Source organism: Oceanobacillus longus (assembly GCF_042650085.1).
Lineage (GTDB): Bacteria > Bacillota > Bacilli > Bacillales > Amphibacillaceae > Oceanobacillus > Oceanobacillus longus.
In genome coordinates this window covers 280,748-298,699 of sequence record NZ_JBHSAO010000008.1, presented here as the reverse complement: position 1 = coordinate 298,699, position 17,952 = coordinate 280,748, and the positions used below count along the sequence as shown (strand labels likewise).

General features: G+C 37.3%; 17 protein-coding genes. 12 read left to right on the top strand and 5 right to left on the bottom strand.

The annotated features are described in order from the left end of the window. Positions 1 to 3: 3 nt before the first annotated feature. Both ACFOUV_RS12120 and ACFOUV_RS12115 read right to left on the bottom strand, forming a co-directional pair. Positions 4 to 1,101, bottom strand: coding sequence for an ABC transporter ATP-binding protein (locus ACFOUV_RS12120; RefSeq protein ID WP_379497033.1), 1,098 nt, complete (start codon positions 1,099 to 1,101; stop codon positions 4 to 6). 91 nt (positions 1,102 to 1,192) lie between these two features. After that, complete coding sequence (locus tag ACFOUV_RS12115) at positions 1,193 to 2,083, bottom strand: PucR family transcriptional regulator (protein ID WP_379497032.1); 891 nt, start codon at positions 2,081 to 2,083, stop codon at positions 1,193 to 1,195. 157 nt (positions 2,084 to 2,240) lie between these two features. On the opposite strand from ACFOUV_RS12115, the gene ACFOUV_RS12110 reads away from it, so the two are divergent. Next, positions 2,241 to 2,600: a YlbF family regulator gene (locus ACFOUV_RS12110; RefSeq protein ID WP_379497031.1), complete on the top strand. Its 360-nt coding sequence runs from the start codon at positions 2,241 to 2,243 to the stop codon at positions 2,598 to 2,600. A 71-nt stretch (positions 2,601 to 2,671) separates the two neighbouring features. On the opposite strand, the gene ACFOUV_RS12105 is transcribed toward ACFOUV_RS12110, so the two are convergent. Further along, a complete protein-coding gene (locus tag ACFOUV_RS12105; protein WP_379497030.1) occupies positions 2,672 to 2,857 on the bottom strand; it encodes a YhzD family protein in 186 nt (61 codons plus the stop codon). A 139-nt stretch (positions 2,858 to 2,996) separates the two neighbouring features. On the opposite strand from ACFOUV_RS12105, the gene ACFOUV_RS12100 reads away from it, so the two are divergent. From ACFOUV_RS12100 to ACFOUV_RS12090, 3 genes are all read left to right on the top strand, one after another. Next, positions 2,997 to 3,896 carry an ABC transporter ATP-binding protein gene (locus ACFOUV_RS12100; RefSeq protein ID WP_379497029.1) on the top strand — a complete coding sequence of 300 codons (900 nt, stop codon included), beginning with the start codon at positions 2,997 to 2,999 and terminating at the stop codon, positions 3,894 to 3,896. Next, complete coding sequence (locus ACFOUV_RS12095) at positions 3,889 to 5,142, top strand: ABC transporter permease (protein WP_379497028.1); 1,254 nt, start codon at positions 3,889 to 3,891, stop codon at positions 5,140 to 5,142. The genes ACFOUV_RS12100 and ACFOUV_RS12095 overlap by 8 nt, the downstream gene beginning before the upstream one ends. 202 nt (positions 5,143 to 5,344) lie before the next feature. Further along, a complete protein-coding gene (locus ACFOUV_RS12090) occupies positions 5,345 to 5,605 on the top strand; it encodes a metal-sensitive transcriptional regulator (RefSeq protein ID WP_379497027.1) in 261 nt (86 codons plus the stop codon). A gap of 139 nt (positions 5,606 to 5,744) precedes the next feature. Here the strand turns inward: ACFOUV_RS12090 and ACFOUV_RS12085 are convergent, their stop codons facing one another. Further along, a complete protein-coding gene (locus ACFOUV_RS12085) occupies positions 5,745 to 6,074 on the bottom strand; it encodes a four-helix bundle copper-binding protein (RefSeq protein ID WP_379497026.1) in 330 nt (109 codons plus the stop codon). Between the two features lie 206 nt (positions 6,075 to 6,280). Between ACFOUV_RS12085 and ACFOUV_RS12080 the strand changes: the two genes are divergently transcribed. From ACFOUV_RS12080 to ACFOUV_RS12045, 8 genes are all read left to right on the top strand, one after another. Further along, positions 6,281 to 6,583 carry a metal-sensing transcriptional repressor gene (locus ACFOUV_RS12080; RefSeq protein ID WP_379497025.1) on the top strand — a complete coding sequence of 101 codons (303 nt, stop codon included), beginning with the start codon at positions 6,281 to 6,283 and terminating at the stop codon, positions 6,581 to 6,583. Positions 6,584 to 6,596: 13 nt separating this feature from the next. Beyond that, entirely contained in the window at positions 6,597 to 8,981 is a 2,385-nt protein-coding gene (locus ACFOUV_RS12075; protein ID WP_379497024.1) for a heavy metal translocating P-type ATPase, read from the top strand. A 34-nt stretch (positions 8,982 to 9,015) separates the two neighbouring features. Continuing rightward, positions 9,016 to 9,222 (top strand): copper chaperone CopZ, encoded by a 207-nt coding sequence (copZ, locus tag ACFOUV_RS12070; protein WP_379497023.1) that lies wholly within the window; start codon positions 9,016 to 9,018, stop codon positions 9,220 to 9,222. Between the two features lie 225 nt (positions 9,223 to 9,447). Beyond that, complete coding sequence (locus ACFOUV_RS12065) at positions 9,448 to 10,692, top strand: NAD-dependent epimerase/dehydratase family protein (RefSeq protein ID WP_379497022.1); 1,245 nt, start codon at positions 9,448 to 9,450, stop codon at positions 10,690 to 10,692. 805 nt (positions 10,693 to 11,497) lie between these two features. Further along, complete coding sequence (locus tag ACFOUV_RS12060; protein WP_379497021.1) at positions 11,498 to 12,718, top strand: metallophosphoesterase family protein; 1,221 nt, start codon at positions 11,498 to 11,500, stop codon at positions 12,716 to 12,718. A 2-nt stretch (positions 12,719 to 12,720) separates the two neighbouring features. Then, positions 12,721 to 15,684 (top strand): AAA family ATPase, encoded by a 2,964-nt coding sequence (locus tag ACFOUV_RS12055; RefSeq protein ID WP_379497020.1) that lies wholly within the window; start codon positions 12,721 to 12,723, stop codon positions 15,682 to 15,684. 51 nt (positions 15,685 to 15,735) lie between these two features. Then, positions 15,736 to 16,683 carry a 3'-5' exoribonuclease YhaM gene (gene yhaM / locus ACFOUV_RS12050; RefSeq protein WP_379497019.1) on the top strand — a complete coding sequence of 316 codons (948 nt, stop codon included), beginning with the start codon at positions 15,736 to 15,738 and terminating at the stop codon, positions 16,681 to 16,683. Between the two features lie 64 nt (positions 16,684 to 16,747). Beyond that, on the top strand, positions 16,748 to 16,945 hold the full coding sequence (locus ACFOUV_RS12045; RefSeq protein WP_379497018.1) for a sporulation YhaL family protein: 198 nt from the start codon (positions 16,748 to 16,750) through the stop codon (positions 16,943 to 16,945). Between the two features lie 51 nt (positions 16,946 to 16,996). On the opposite strand, the gene ACFOUV_RS12040 is transcribed toward ACFOUV_RS12045, so the two are convergent. Continuing rightward, positions 16,997 to 17,917, bottom strand: a complete 921-nt coding sequence (locus tag ACFOUV_RS12040; protein WP_379497017.1) for a peptidylprolyl isomerase — start codon at positions 17,915 to 17,917, stop codon at positions 16,997 to 16,999. Positions 17,918 to 17,952: the final 35 nt, after the last annotated feature.

Sequence of the window (17,952 nt, the reverse complement as noted above, 5' to 3'; positions counted from 1 at the left end):
CTGTTATCTTATTCGAAGTTCATTTTCTGAATCAAAGAAATGTACTTTATTCATATCGATCGCAAGTTCAATCGTATCTCCACCTTTGATATCTGTCCGTGAATCGACTCTGGCAACAAAGTCTTGAGAATCTAACTTGGAGTATAAGATTGACTCAGCACCCATTAATTCAGCAACTTCTATGGAAGCAGTAATTTTAGTATCAGGGGTTGATTCAATAAATACAAGCTCATCATGAATATCTTCTGGACGAACTCCGAGTATTACTTCTTTTCCTATATTATTTTTTTGACGAAGTGTTTTTAACTTACCTTCTGGAACCTTTAATTTCGAATCCCCAACAACAAAATAACCATCTGTTAATGTACCAGTAAAGAAGTTCATAGAAGGCGAACCGATAAATCCTCCAACGAAAACATTCTCCGGATTATCGTAGACATCCTTTGGAGCACCAACTTGTTGGATAATACCGTCTTTCATAACTACCAAACGTGTTGCCATTGTCATCGCTTCTGTCTGGTCATGTGTTACATAAACAGTAGTTGTTTGTAAACGCTGGTGAAGTTTTTGGATTTCCGCACGCATTTGTACCCGTAATTTAGCGTCAAGGTTGGATAAAGGTTCATCCATTAGGAATACTTTTGCATCACGAACAATAGCTCGTCCAAGTGCAACACGTTGACGTTGACCGCCAGAAAGTGCTTTTGGCTTACGATCAAGATATGCTTCCAGTCCGAGAATTTTTGCTGCGTTGTTAACACGTTGATCAATTTCATCCTTTTTAAACTTGCGAAGCTTTAATCCAAATGCCATGTTGTCATATACATTCATATGTGGATATAATGCATAGTTTTGGAATACCATCGCAATATCACGGTCTTTCGGTGCTACATCATTCATCATCTTGTCATCAATATAGAATTCACCTTCCGTAATTTCTTCCAACCCTGCAATCATTCTTAAAGTGGTTGATTTACCACAACCAGAAGGTCCAACAAAAACAATAAATTCTTTATCCTTAACATGCAAATTAAAGTCATTTACTGCAACAACATTTTTATCGTATGATTTTTGAATATGTTCTAATCGTAATTCAGCCATTATCTATTCCCTCCAAATGTAAACGTTTTATTAACCTTATTGTACCGAATAGATATCGGTTATGAAATGGCAACCATGCACAAAGATAGGCTTAAGATATGTGCATATTGGATAGTAGAGCAAGATAAACCGCAACAGCCTGGTCAAAAGCCTTAAGATCAATTCCAGTTTTCTCATGAAACTTATCGATTCTATATTGAAGACTATTGCGATGCATATATAATTTTTTAGCTGTAACTGAGATATTTAGATTGCATTGGATAAACGTTCGAATCGTTTGGAGGAAGTCCTCATCGTTTTTAAATTCTTGCAAAATTAGGCTACTAATTTTTTCCCGATGGTAGGGTGTTGTGTTTTTCACCAAGTCTAAGGGAATAGCGTCCACATACGTCACAACGGATTTGTCAGTATAAGTAAAAGCAGTTTGTGCTGACTGCAACAGCGATGCATGATGCTGACGTAACCCTGTGAATTGGTATAGAAAAGGACCAACAAAAAATTTCGTATTTACAAACAAATCACTCATCAGTGTGTCACTTATCTGTGCGTAGGATATATTTTCTTCCAAATGATCTTCCTGTTGTTCAATAATGATTCCTTCATTCTCATTTTCCCATAGAATAGATACAGACCAAGAAAAGAATTCCTGAATAGTAGCTTTAAAGATATCGGCTTCAATTTGGTTTTTCTTATAGGAAAAATAAATAAAGCGAAAACCTTGATCAGGTATGTCACTTTCGGGAGAAGTTTGAATTCGCTCTTTCCATAAAAGTTCCTGCTTTGTTGGTTTAGGTATATTTAAGTTATAAGGTGTTAAAAACGCAGACAAGATAGCCGTATCCTTTTTACTTAATTCATTTTTATGTATGCCGATAATTTCATTTGTATTTGTTAGAAACCATTGATAGGCGTCAGGAACAGTAGGTGAATTTTTATCATAAATTAAAAAAGTGGAAAATACATTTTTAAGCATTCTTTGCATGTAGAAAACTCCTTTTTGTCAGTATCTTATACAATTATAGCAGGATAAACGGTTCTAAAAACTATTTATTCTTCATTTTGTCTTTGTACCTGAAACTATACATGAGTCTTTTCCTCTGTTATAGTAACCATAGAAATCATTAGAAGGAGGGAATTTCATGCCTAATATTTATGATAGTGCATATAATTTAGAAACAGCTATTCGTGAAAGTGATGAGTTTAAGAACTTAAAAACAGCATACGAAACAGTTATGAATGATCCAAGTGCCAAGGAAATGTTTGAAAGTTTCCGCGATACACAAATGGAGTTACAGGAAAAGCAAATGCAAGGGCTCGAAATTAGCGAAGAAGAAGTAGAAAAAGCGCGTACCGTTGTTGAAGCAGTCCAAGAGCATCAGGATATTGCTAAATTAATGGAGGTAGAACAAAGTTTGAACCTCGTAATTAATGATATTAGCCGTATTATAACGAAACCATTGGAAGAGCTTTACGGAAGTACAGAAGAAGAAGCTAACTAAAACTAAATGAGTACATAAGAATCCCGCAGAATTCAATTCTGCGGGATTTACGTTTTTCTCTGTTTCCCGAATCATCTATGAAAAAGTACAAGCTTTGCTTCTTGATTTACGCATCGATGCGTATGTTCCGTGTAACCTTTTTCGTTCAAAAGGTCTGTTCCGATTTTTTTGGCATCGTCATCAGTTGATGCAGTAAAGGATTCATCAAGCAGTTTTTTACCAGACGATTCAAAAACGGTTAATGCATATGCTCTCATAAGCGTCCCTCCCATCTTATGTAACCGCTTAAATAGATCTGTTTTTATTATAGTTTAAATCTTAACAGAAGTGAATTAAAAAATATGAAACTATTAAATTTTTTAATCGTAGTATATACAGGAAAGGGGAGAGAGAACATTGACATTACTATTAAAACAAGTTACAAAACGATTTGATGAACACATCGCAGTTTATCAACTTTCACTTGAAATTCCTGAGAAGGAAATGTTTGGTTTTTTAGGCGGAAATGGTGCAGGGAAGACAACTACCTTCCGTATGATCCTTGGTTTGTTGGATAAAACAGAAGGTGAGATTTCGTGGAACGGAGAATCGATTAATTACGATAAGAGCCATTTAATTGGTTATCTGCCAGAAGAAAGAGGGTTATATCCGAAGTTAACGGTAAGGGACCAATTAATTTATCTCGGGAAACTGCGTGGTATGAAAAAACAGGAGGTCATTATAGAGCTTGAAAGCTGGCTTGAACGTTTTAAAGTTCCAGAATACATAGACAAAAAAGTGGATGAACTGTCAAAAGGGAATCAACAAAAAATTCAATTTATCACTGCAGTTATCCATAAACCAAAATTGTTGATTTTGGATGAACCATTTTCTGGCCTGGACCCAATTAATGTTGAAATGTTAAAAGAAGCTGTCGTGGATTTAAAAATGCAGGATACCTCGATTGTATTTTCATCCCACCGAATGGAACATGTTGAGGAGTTATGTGAGCATCTATGTATTTTACACAAAGGAAAACCAGTTGTTCAAGGTTCATTGAAAGACATAAAACAAACATTTGGCAGGAAGAATCTTGTCGTTCATGGGGATCATTCATTTGATTTTCTGGAGAACTTCCCAGGAGTTGTACAATATAAAAAAATAGCACAAGGATGCGAATTGCAAATTGAAAATGAAGAAATCTCGCAAAGGATTTTTTCTGCATTACAGGGTCAGGGTTTTATCCGTAAATTTGATTTGGAGGAACCATCATTGAACGATATTTTTATTGAGAAGGTAGGTGCATCTTATGAATAAATTTTGGATTATTCTGTCGCATACGTATCTTACAAAGGTAAAGACAAAATCATTTGTAATTAGTACTGCAATTATGCTGCTCGTACTTATTGGTCTTGCAAATTTTCAAAGTGTCATAGAGTTATTTTCAGATGATAGCACAGAAGAAGTGGCAATTATAGATGAATCTGGTACCTACTTGGAACCTTTGCAGGAAAGTTTTGCTGCAGCGGATGTAGATTTGGAACTTGTCCCTTTTGAAGGGACCGTAGATGAAGCGCAAACAGCGGTTCAAAATGAGGAATATAAAGCACTTGTCGTACTAACGATGAATGAAAATCAAATCCCGGAAGCTACGTACTACGCAAATAATATTGCAGATTCAGGGACAAAAACTGCTCTCGAACAACATCTTCAACAGTTAAAGATTGTTATTGCAACACAGCAATCAGGAATTGATCAGTCAACGATTACCGATATTTACGCTCCAATCCCATTTGAAACAGTGGCATTGGATGAATCCGCAAAAACTTCTGAAGAACTTAGCCAAGCTAGAGGCATTGTATATATTATGCTGTTTGTACTATATATGGCAGTTATCATTTATGGGCAAATGATTGCGACAGATGTGGCTACCGAAAAATCTTCAAGAGTTATGGAAATACTGATTTCAAGTGCATCCCCTGTCACGCATATGTTTGCAAAAATTATTGGGGTAGCATTCGTTGGATTAACACAAGTAGGACTATTTGTTGCCGTTGGATATGGATTAATCCTTGCCAAACAAGATGAATTTAACGGAGAATTCTTCAGTTCATTTGGTTTCCAGGACACATCACCTACTATTTTTATTTATGCAATTGTATTTTTTATCCTAGGGTATTTACTTTACGCGACACTGGCTGCGATGCTAGGATCACTCGTTAGTAGGATAGAGGACGTCAATCAACTTTTAGGACCAATGATTATGCTTATTATGGTTGCATTCTTTATTGCAATGTTCGGTTTGAGTATGCCGGACTCTACATTTATTCAGGTAACTTCATTTATTCCATTTTTTACACCGATGATTATGTTTTTACGTGTTGGTATGCTCGATATTCCAATTTGGGAAGTAGCCTTATCCATTGGCATACTGATAGGTACGATAGCACTGCTTGCCTATGTAGGTGCTAAAGTTTATAGTGGAGGCGTTTTAATGTATGGACGTTCCGGTTCATTAAAAGACTTCAAAAAGGCGATTGCTCTTTCCAAAAAAGAGAAATAATATGTGATACCAATAATATTTGATATAATAGAAAAGCCACTTCGATGAAAGGAAGTGGCTTTTAACTACTTCAAGTAGAACGATTAACTAAAACGGACACTTTAATATTCCCATTCCAATTTTAAGACAACACTTTAATGGAATCCCCAATAAACTTGTTATTGCAGCTAATGCTTATAAAAAATGAAGGAGATGGATTGTTTTGAATTATGATGAAAAAGTAATGAATCGAATGAAACGAATTGAAGGACAAATTAGAGGGGTATTAAAAATGATGGAGGAAGAAAAGGATTGTAAAGAAGTTGTTACCCAGTTATCAGCAGCCAAAAGTGCCCTTGATCGAACTTCCGCATTAATTGTGAGTAAAAATTTAGAACAATGCATACGCGAAGAACAAGCAAATGGAGAAAGTGCAGAATCGGTCATTAATGAAGCAGTTAATTTACTTGTTCGAAGTAGATAGAGAATTTAAGGATGACTCAAGAGACGACTTTGATATTAAAATCAAAGTCGTCTTTTTATCGTGAAACTATTCAACTGGGGCTAATTCACTTTCCGTAAGCCATTTGTGATTCGTCACTTCTTCCCCTGTCGTTGAGCGTTTATGAAGCTACATTTCTACATGCCTCTGCACACTTAAAGCATGCTTCCGCACATTTTTGACAATGATTATGTGCATGCTTGTTGCATTCATTTCCACATGCCTCGCAAATTTTAGCGCAAACAGACGCTAATTCAGTAACAAATGGTGTGTTTCTGGAAAGAGCCTGTTCCAGATAGTTGCAAATATCCGCACACTCTCTATCCAAACGAATACACTCCGACATCATCTTAACATCTTCTTCTTTTAGACACGCATCGAAGCAATGGTTACATGCTGTCATACACGAATGTAACATCTGAATTAACTCCTGATGTTGTTCATGGGACATTTAAAAAACCTCCTGAATAAATTGTGTTTTATAGTTTATACAGTTATATGTTTCCCGGGTGCATTTGAACTAAAACCAATCTTTAACAGATTTTTTAGAAGGAATACAGTCTTTTACTTATTTTCTTTCCTTCTGATTCAGTTTAATTTTGACAAATATACATTAGGGGGGTATAGTATAAGTATAAACAAAAGGAAGTGAATCCTATGGATAAATTTTTACATGATCACCCGACAACACCTAGAACGAGGGATGAGAAACAAGCTGTCGTTAACCGTTTGAAGCGGATAGAAGGGCAAGTTCGTGGTATTCAAAAAATGGTCGAAGAAGACCGTTATTGTGTAGATATTTTAGTGCAAATTAGTGCAATAAATGCCGCAATGAAAAATGTGGGATTTGAAGTAGCGGAACGACATGTGAAACATTGTGTCAGTGATGCAGTAAAAACCGGTGAAGGCAATGAAGCCATCGATGAACTGATGGATGTTATGAAACAGTTTTCAAAGTAAGGGAGTGATTCAGATGAGTGATGCAAAACATTCAACACTTGGTGTAACGGGAATGACTTGTGCAGCTTGCTCAAATAGAATTGAGAAAGTGTTGAATAAAATGGATGGTGTTGAAGCTCAAGTAAATCTTACGACGGAAAAGGCAACGGTCGATTATGATCCATCGATAACATCGATGGATGAAATTACACGGAAAATAGAAAAAATTGGCTACGGCGTTCTTAATGAGAAAGCGGAGCTGGATGTTTTTGGAATGACTTGTGCTGCATGTTCAACACGCATTGAGAAGGTATTGAATAAGCAGGAAGGTGTCAAGCATGCGAATGTTAACTTGGCTACGGAGAGTGCTGTCATTGAATACAACCCTGGTATGATTGAAGTATCTGATATTCTCGGTAGAATCGAAAAAATTGGGTATCATGCAGAACCAAAGATAGATAAGGAAGAGAAGAAAACGCATAAAGAAAAGCAACTTAAGCACATGGAAAGAAAACTGATCGCTTCGGCCATATTATCTTTACCATTATTATTAACGATGTTGGTTCATTTATTTGGTATGCAAATCCCAAATATATTCATGAATCCATGGTTTCAATTTGCCTTAGCAACGCCAGTCCAATTCTTTATTGGTTGGCAGTTCTATGTTGGTGCTTATAAAAACTTGCGTAATGGGGGAGCGAATATGGATGTCCTCGTTGCTCTTGGAACCAGTGCAGCATATTTCTACAGTTTATATGAAGCATTTAAAACCATTGGCAACCCGGCTTATATGCCACATCTTTATTTTGAAACGAGTGCCATTTTGATTACATTAATTTTATTCGGAAAATATCTGGAAACACGGGCAAAAAGTCAAACAACAGTTGCTATTTCCAAATTGCTTCACTTACAGGCAAAACAAGCTCGGGTTATGAGAAATGGCGAAGAGGCGATGATTCCAATTGAAGATGTGATTGTTGGTGATCGCATCGTTGTAAAGCCAGGGGAGAAAATACCAGTAGATGGTATTGTTGTTAAGGGTAGAACAGCTGTGGATGAATCCATGATTACTGGTGAATCAATCCCAATTGAAAAAGAAGTAAAAGCAACCGTTATTGGTTCAACAATCAATAAGAATGGATCGATTGAAATGGAAGCGACAAAAGTCGGTAAAGACACAGCACTTGCATCGATTGTAAAAGCAGTAGAAGATGCTCAAGGGTCAAAAGCTCCAATTCAGCGTTTGGCTGATGTCATATCCGGATATTTTGTTCCCATTGTTGTAGTTATTGCGATTATAACATTTGCTGTTTGGATTTTCTTTGTGCAACCAGGTGAATTTGAAACTGCTCTTATCGCATCGATTGCTGTTCTAGTCATTGCTTGTCCTTGTGCATTGGGCCTTGCAACACCAACTTCAATCATGGTTGGAACCGGAAGAGCCGCAGAAAATGGGATTTTATTCAAAGGTGGCGAGCATCTGGAGCTTACGCATGCATTAAATGCGATTGTCTTGGATAAAACGGGAACGATTACAAAAGGGAAACCTGAGGTTACTGACTTTACAGGCGACAATGAAACATTAAAATTACTGGCTAGTGCAGAAAAAGGCTCTGAACATCCACTTGCAGAAGCAATCGTTGCTTATGCAACAGAGCAAGATATTGAATTAGTAGAAGTGGAGAGTTTTACTGCGATACCCGGACATGGTATTGAAGCAACGATTTCAGGGTATAAGATAGTTGTCGGAAATCGGAAATTAATGAATGATAATCAGGTAAACGTTAATGACGTTGAACAAGAGTTAATTGATTTTGAATTAATTGGTAAAACAGCAATGCTGATTGCTGTTAATGGAGCATATCGAGGTACGGTTGCAGTAGCTGATACAATTAAAGAGTCTGCACCGGAAGCAATCAGACAATTGAAAGAGCAAGGTCTGGAAGTGATCATGTTAACAGGGGATAACGAAAGAACTGCACAAGCGATTGCAAAGCAGGTTGGAATAGATCAAGTAATCGCTCAAGTATTGCCTGAAGGAAAAGCAGATAAAGTAAAAGAAATACAGAATAAAGGTAAGAAAGTAGCTATGGTTGGTGATGGAGTTAATGACGCCCCTGCTCTTGCGACTGCGGATATTGGTATCGCAATTGGAACGGGTACGGAAGTCGCAATTGAGGCAGCTGATGTTACAATTCTCGGAGGAGAGTTATTGCTCCTACCAAAAGCAATTAAAATCAGTCATGCAACCATTAAGAATATCCGTCAAAATTTATTCTGGGCTTTTGGTTACAATACGGCTGGAATTCCAATAGCAGCTCTAGGTCTTCTTGCTCCATGGATTGCTGGGGCAGCAATGGCATTAAGTTCTGTTAGTGTTGTTACGAACTCACTTCGCTTGAAGCGAGTTAAAATATAGCACTACTACTAACTTGGAAAGGGGGGATAACAGAATGAAAACGACTTTAAACGTCCAAGGCATGACTTGTGGGCATTGCAAAATGTCTGTAGAAGGTGCCCTTAACGAATTAAATGGTGTCACGAATACCGAAGTGGATTTGGCTACAGGAAAAGTAGATGTTACTTACGATGAAGACAAAGTAACTTCAGAAGCGATGCGTGAAGCAGTAGAAGAGCAAGGCTATGATGTTGTAGCTTAACATAAGGTAAGCTGGTTTCTCTTTGAGAAGCCAGCTTTTTTGGTATAAATAGATAAGCAGGGTTGCTTTACTAATTTAAATCAAACTTTTGTAAAAAATTACATATGTAAAGGAATATACTAAACTCTGTTAAAATTTTGATATGTTAGTTATACTCTATTTAAATTAACTTTTATATGTATATCTTCTTTCTATATGAAGAGAACATAAGAAAGGGTGGAAAAATTGAACTTACAAAATAAACATTTAAAATCAAATAAAAAAATTGTTGTCCTGGGTGGGGACGGTTTTTGTGGGTGGCCTACAAGCCTTCATCTATCCAATTCAGGTCATGATGTTATTATCATTGACAATTTGTCGAGACGTAACATTGACAATGAACTGGAAGCCGAGTCGTTAACACCTATCCAGCCCATGGGGACAAGATTGAAAGTTTGGGAGGAAATTTCCAGAAGAAAAATAGACTTTTATAATATTAATATAGCCAATGATTATGATTATTTTTTAAAAGTAATCATTGATGAACAACCGGATGCCATTATACATTTTGCTGAGCAACGTTCTGCTCCTTATTCAATGAAATCACCAAAACATAAGCGCTATACTGTTAATAATAATTTAAATGCAACACATAATGTGTTATGTGCAATAGTTGAGTCAGGTCTGGATATACACCTAATCCATTTGGGAACAATGGGCGTCTATGGTTATGGTACTGCGGGAATGAAAATTCCTGAAGGCTATCTTGATATCGAAGTGCAGACGGAGGCAGGGAATAGAATTGATCAGCAAATCCTTTACCCAACAAATCCTGGCTCTATTTATCATATGACGAAATCGCAGGACCAACTACTTTTTCAATACTATAACAAAAATGATAGCGTGAGAATAACAGACCTCCATCAGGGAATTGTTTGGGGAACAAATACAAAAGAGACGAAAATGGATGAAAGACTTATTAATCGTTTTGACTACGATGGTGACTATGGCACTGTATTAAATCGATTTCTCATGCAAGCGGCAGTTGGTCACCCAATTACCGTTCATGGAACAGGTGGACAAACACGTGCATTTATTCATATTCAGGATACGGTACGGTGTATACAGTTGGCGATTGAAAATCCACCAAAACGTGAAGAGAGAGTTATGATCTATAATCAAATGACAGAAACACACCGTGTGAATGATTTGGCTCAACTTGTTAGTGAACTTACAAATGGAGAGATTGCATATGTTCCCAATCCTCGTAAAGAAGCAGCAGAAAACGATTTACATGTAAAAAATGACTTGTTCCTATCAAAAGGGTTAAAGCCTATTACTTTGGATGAGGGCTTAATGCAGGAAGTTACAAAAATAGCGAAAAAGTACGCAAGTCGTGCAGATCATACAAAAATTCCTGCCAAGAGCACATGGACGAAAGAGCAACATCCAGGGACACTAAAGGAAAGAGCAACGGACTTAGTTAAATAATAGAAACTAGAAGATGACACCGATAATCATAGTGTCATCTTTTTTGTGGCTGACTTCTAAATAGAACGTGCATTCTGTTATCTGTTTTGATAGAATGGAGATAAGTAAATAAATTAACTTTCGCAGAGTGAAATGGGCATATAAGCATTGGTAAAATTAGGAGAGCTGGATATACACTGTTGACTTTAGATTAACTGTTTGCATTGAGCAGTCTGAATACATTTATACTCCAAAGCTATTTTCATAACTTGTTGCTATTTATCATCGGATTTTCTATAAACTGCGATGTAAGATAAACTTCGGCGACCGCTCTGGGAAATATACTTCGCTTTCCGTGGGCGGCTGGTGAGCCCTCCTCGTGCTTCGCACTCCGGGGTCTCACCGATGCCTTTCCTCCCACTGGAGTCTTCGTATATTTCCCAGAGCTGGTTAGAAGGTTGCTAATAATTACTATACTTGCATAGCTAAAATAGCAACATACAACTTCACCAGTCCGGCATCGCTGTGGGCGGTGACTCCTGCGGGAAAAGCACGTGTCCGAAGACACCAAAGAGTGGTTTTCTCTTTGATGGCTGAGGCCGTGCCCGCGGAAAGCACCGCCCAGAGCGATCCCGGACGGCGGGAAAAGCAGTTACTTCGCATTTTATCTCAACTCTGCGATGACTAAAAGGCTAAAATAGTACGAAAACAGTCTTGTTTTAATCATGGTTAGCAAATTAGAGACATTCTAAGATTATCCAGTTAACTGTTGGAAGTTATTTTATTGCTGCGAAAGTTGAGTAAATAAGAAAAAAAGGGGAGCCATATGAGAAAACAAATATCATTTATTCATGCTGCTGATTTGCATTTGGACAGCCCCTTTAAGGGTTTAATCAATGCACCTGACAACGTTTTTCGGGAAATCAGGGAAAGTACGTTTCAGGCACTGGATCATTTAATCGATGCAGCAATTGAAAGAAAAGTGGATTTTGTGCTTATTGTGGGAGATCTATTCGATAATGAAAAGCAAAGTCTGAAGGCGCAGATACGATTGCGTAAAGCATTTGAGAGATTGCAGCAGTATAAGATAAACGTGTATCTATCCTATGGGAACCACGATTTTATAAACGGAAATATTCATCCGGTGACCTATTCGGAAAATGTGTTCATCTTTCCAAATGAGAAGGTAAGTCAGTTTACATTCGAAAGTGGCGGTCAAAAGATGGCTCAGATCTATGGGTTTAGCTATGAAAATCGTGCTGTCGTAGAGAGAAAAGTTGAAGAATACAATATCAGCAGTGAAGCTATACCATTTCACATTGCGATGCTTCACGGAAGTATTTTAAGCAATACAGAACATGATGTATATGCACCTTTTCAATTAAATGACATGGGGAAGAAGGATTTTGACTACTGGGCACTGGGACATATACATAAACGGGAAATACTGAGGCAATCACCTCCGATTGTTTATCCAGGAAACATACAGGGGCGAAACAGAAAGGAAACGGATGAAAAAGGCTGTTATCATGTTATTTTGGATGAACAGGGTTCAGAGCTTTCTTTTATTCCCCTGCAGGCAATTCAGTTTAAAGCACTTACCATCGATGTCTCAGCCTGTGAACAAATCCATGAATTAGAAAAACATATTCTAAAAACATTAATCGATACAGACTATCCACAGCTTCTGGATGTGACGTTAAAAAGCGATCAAATACGCCTGAAGGAATGGGAAAATGAAAAACGGATTGAGGATGTAATTGAACTTGTAAATGAATCTATAGTAGTTAAACAAAATTGGAGTTTTATTTTTAGAGTGTCTGTCGATGTTAACCAACAGATATCGGATGAAGAGGCGGCTAAAGGAAATCATTTTATTGGAGAACTAACACGTCATTTTGAGAAGGTATCCATTCATTCCTATACGAAGGAATTGTTTCAGCATAAACAAGCAAGAAAATACTTGAACAGATTATCAGATGAAGAAGAGATGGAAATAAAAGAAGAAGCAAAGCAGCTGCTGATCAATGAGCTTTTGAAAGGGTGAGTATGTTGAAAATCCTGAATGCAACAATTAATGGATTCGGAAAATGGACGGATTATAAAATTGATTTTTCGCAGGAATCTGCCACTTGTATTTTCGGTGAAAATGAGTCAGGAAAATCAACAATCCAAAGGTTTATTTTATTTATGCTATTTGGTCTTACCCCGAAACAGCGCGACTTTTATCGACCAAAAACAAGCGGGAAAATGGGTGGACGGATGACACTGGATCATCCAGAGAAAGGGATTATCGTCATCGAACGGTTCGATGAAGTGAAAAATGGTGCTGCAGTATGTTTAACACCAGATGGTGAAGTACATGATGAAGTATGGCTGCAAAAAATACTCAACGGAATGACAGCAAAAACATACCAATCTATTTTTTCTTTTTCAGCTTTGGATTTAACAGAAATTCGGAACATGAAGGATGAGGATTTAGGGGAAGTATTACTAGGAATTGGTCTAACAGGCTCAAACAGTATTTATTCCATTGAGAGACGATTGGACATGAAAATCGGTGAGTTATTTAAAGCGACAGGTAAAAAACCGTTGATCAACCAGCAAATCGAATCCCTGAAAACGATAGATGACTCACTAAAAAGCTTTCGTGAAAAAGAGGCATCCTATCGAAACAAGAAGGAAGCGCTTATGGTGTCGCAACGTGAATTAAGCAAACACCAGCAAGATTTAAAAGTGGAAAATAACAAGGCAATTTCCATTGAAAAGCAATTACATGCCTTTGCATTCATTCAGGATTATCATCAACTGAAAGACAGACTTGCTGCGTACCCGGAAAATATTCCATTTCCCGAAAGTGGGATAGAACGTCTGGAAAAATGGAAAGAAGCATTGCTTCCTTTACAAAGTGAATGGAATGTCCTCCATGAAAATGAGATAACCTGCACAGATCGATTGAAAAGGATTGAAAAGGATCTGCATTCAGAATCCATCCAAAATGAAGCGGTAGCGCTCCTTGATAACCAAATAGAAGTAGATTCATACATGTTAGAGCTGAGAAAAATAAAGAATACGATGCTTGATAACAAACGTCGTATAGATGAAGAAATAGAGCGCTTAAATATAGGTATACAGAAAGAAGAAATGGAAAGTCTAGAACTCCCTTTTTACTTAGAAAATAATTGGAATCAAATAAGAAATGAAAAAGAACAGCAAAAACTAGAAAAGGAACAACTTTTAGTGGAGCATAATCAACTGGAACACGAACAAAAATTTCTACTAAATCAAATTCAACAGCTTGAAAATCAACTTTTAACAGATAACCAAGTGGATGAGCTTCATGATCGGGTAAGTGCATTTAGTGAGTACCATCTAATGGAGAAACTAAAACAGGAGACCGAATCAGGGAAGAAAGCATGGGATAAAAGTAAAGCAGCAAAGTCAAAGAAAGCATCTTCTATTTTAATTGGTAGTATCCTATTGGCCCTTTTGTTAGGAATAGGAGCATTCATTGCGGATCTACCATGGCTATTTACGGTTATGATTTTGGTTATCGCGTTCGGTACAGGGCAATGGTTGATGTCAAAACGTTCCGTTAATGAAATGGACAGGATGTTCCAAACTGACTCTCAGCAATCTGCGGTCCTAGTTACAGAAGCGGAAAAAGTTGAAGCGGAGAATTTATTGGAACTTCATTATAAAAATAAAAATGAATTAACAGCATTTCAGGAACAAGAGAAACTTGGACGTGTTCAATTCATTAAATGGACTGAAAAGAAAAAACAATTGGATGAAAAAGCAAGACGTTTGGAGCAGCAAATCCATCAGCAATATGAGAACTTTCCCTATTTGGAAAGGGTGGAAGTATCCTATTGGCCAGAATTCTTTCATAAATTAAATCAAATCTCAAAAATGCTCAGAGAGCGGCAAAAGCATGCTAAACAAGCTGCTGTACTTGAAGAAGAGATACGTGACTTCAAACAGAAGGTCGATCGGTTCTTGGAGTATTCAGAAATCGATATCACTGACAAAAGCGATGAAAATAAGCTTCATGTAATTCGAAAAATGGTAAAAACACAGGATGAAAAATTACAGGAGTATGAGCACTATTGCAAATTAAGAAATGAATTAAAAGACAAGCACCAGGAATTAAGACAGAAAATGCAGACATATGAGATCGAAATAAAGCAATTATATGAAATTGCAGAAGTTGACACAGAAGAATTATTTTATTCCCATGCAAGGATAACAAAAGAAAGAAAAGACTTAAAAGTGGAATTGGAAAAAACGGTTGCACAGCTGATTAAAATCTTACCTCAAGGAAGCTTTCAACAGTATACAAACAACACAACAACAGAAGAAGAATTAAAAATAATGCAACAGCAGATTGCGATATCGGTGGATAGGTTGGAAGAAAAAGTGGAAAAGGAAAGAGAAACAATTGCTGCCATTAGGGCAGAACTTGCTGCAATGGAATCGTCTGAATCCTATTCTAACAGTCTTCATCGTTATGAAATGAAAGCAGAACAGTTAAAAAGTATGGCAAAAGAATGGGCTGTCCTAAAAACCGCGAAAGAAATGCTTAGCGAGACAAAAAGAGATTATCGTGACAAATATTTAACAAAGGTAATTGAAGTAACGACCAAATATTTCAAAGAATTGACCGGAAATAGATATGTGTTTGTCTATGCACCTACAGAAAACCACCCTTTTCAAGTAGAAACATACGATCATATACGATACACTGTAAATGAATTATCACAGGGTACCATCGATCAGTTATACGTTTCATTGCGTTTGGCAATCAGTGAAATTATGAGTGAAAAACATGGATTACCATTTATTATAGATGATGCATTCGTACATTTCGATGCTGTAAGAACGAAAAGAATGATTTCAATGCTGAATCAGACAGCTGAAAAACAGCAAGTCATTCTTTTTACATGCAAAGAGGAAATTGCTGCAGTATCAACGATGAAACGAATTGACCTTACCGGCAACCTGTATGTCTGACATATTTTGCAATATAGAGTGTTATTTATCAACTACTAGGGAGGGGAATATATGAAACAGGGAATTGGATATAGTGCAGTAGGAGATACTTTCGATGATTTTCTACTAATCAAGGAAGCTACCAAGGGAGTGGCAAGCAATGGAAAGGCATTTCTGACACTGATACTGAGGGATGCCACTGGTGAAATGGAGGCAAAGCTTTGGGATGCCACAAAAGAGGATGAATCCCTTTTTATTGCTGAACAGATTATTCGAGTAACAGGAGAAGTAAATCAGTTCAGGGGAAAATCGCAATTGAAGATTATGTCATTGCGTCCTGCACAACCAACTGATGGTGTTCAAATATCTGATTTTGTGGAGAAAGCACCTGTGGAGAAAGCATATTTATCAGAAAAGCTAACAGAAGCTATTTTTGAGATGCAAAATCCTACGATACAACGACTTGTACGGGCTTTTATTAAGAAGTATCAGGAAGGGCTGCTTACGTATCCTGCAGCCTCCAAAAACCATCATGAATATGCATCTGGATTGGCTCACCATATCGTGAGTATGCTTCATGTAGGAAGAGAACTACATAAACTGTATCCAGAATTGAATAAGGATTTATTATACGCTGGGATTATATTGCATGATCTCGGTAAATTAAAGGAGCTTTCTGGGGTCGTAACAACTTCTTATACATTGGAAGGTAAGTTGCTTGGTCATATTCCCATCATGGTGGAGGAAATCGGTTTAATGGCCAGAGAACTTCAAATAGAGGGAGAAGAAGTATTAATTCTTCAACATTTGGTCTTAAGCCACCATGGTAGAGCAGAATGGGGAAGTCCAACGCCTCCATTGGTGCGCGAAGCTGAATTACTTCATTTGATAGATTTAATCGACGCAAAAATGAATATGCTCAATCGGGCGCTCGATAAAGTCAAACCTGGAGAGTTTACCGAGCGGTTGTTTGCAATGGATAACCGAGCGTTTTATAAACCTTTATTCGAAGAAAATTAACCTATAGTTATTTTCCTCATTTTTGTTCATATATATGATAGAAAGGATTGGACAAGGAGGATAAATGATGGAAGCAATTCCTTTATGGGTTTTCGCAGTAATTATCCTGATTTTCCTTAGTGGGTATATGGCTTATCGAGCAATGCTTGCAGAAAGAAAATTAGATCAACAATTTATTGAACGAGAAGGTAAAATTTATCTGGAGCGAATACAAGAGGATAGGCAGAAGCGTGAAGCAAGAAAACAACAGCGATCTAATTAAAATAGGCTGTCAGGAGTTAAATGCTCCTTGACAGCCTATTTTTGTAAGATATTATCCTTGTGCTTCTTCTTCGGTTTCCTCATTTGTTTCCGTTTGTTCCTCTGTTTCTTCTGGTGGTGCAAATAAATCTTCATATCCTTCTATATTAACGTTGACGTCTGCATCCTGTACCAGACTATTAATTTTCTCTTGCGCTTTTGTCATATCCAGTTTGGAAGCAGCCAAATCACGTTCGATATCATCTTTAACATCTTCAAGTTCGCCAACTGGTTCCTCTGTTTCACGTTTATCATTCACTTTTATGATGTGGAAACCGAATTCTGAAGCAACAGGTTCACTGATTTCTCCAGCTTCCATACTATACGCTTTTTCTTCAAATTCAGGTACCATATCTCCTACAGTGAAATAACCTAAGTTCCCACCATCTTGTGCGGAAGGATCTGTAGAGTATTCTGCAGCAAGCTCAGCAAAGTCAGCACCCTCATCGAGTTTCGTTTTTACTTCATTTGCAGTTTCTTCATCAGCAACTAAAATATGCTGGGCATCAATTTCTGTTCCCATACGGTCGTATCTTTCCTGAATTTCTTCATCAGTAACTTCAACATCTTCTGTTAAAGCTGCTTCTTGTAATAAGCTAATATAGATAACTTCTCTATAGGCCTCTTCATCAGCGAAACCACTTTGTTGAAGGACCATTTCAAATTGGTCACCAAATTGTTCTTTAGCTGCTTCGATTTCTGCATCGACTTGTTCGTCGGTAACTTCATACTTATCTTCTAGCACTTTTACTGTGACCATTTCAGAAAGAATTGCTTCACCATTACGGTCTTTTAATTCTTCATAAAATTCTTCTTTTGTAATATCTCCTGCAGTTGATTGTACAACTATATCAGAATCTGCTTCGTCTGAGCTGCATGCAGCCAATGTGAATATTCCTGCTGTTAGAGTAGCAGCCAATGCCAATTTTTTCATATTTGAAATACACTCCTAATCTTTTGTTAACTTCT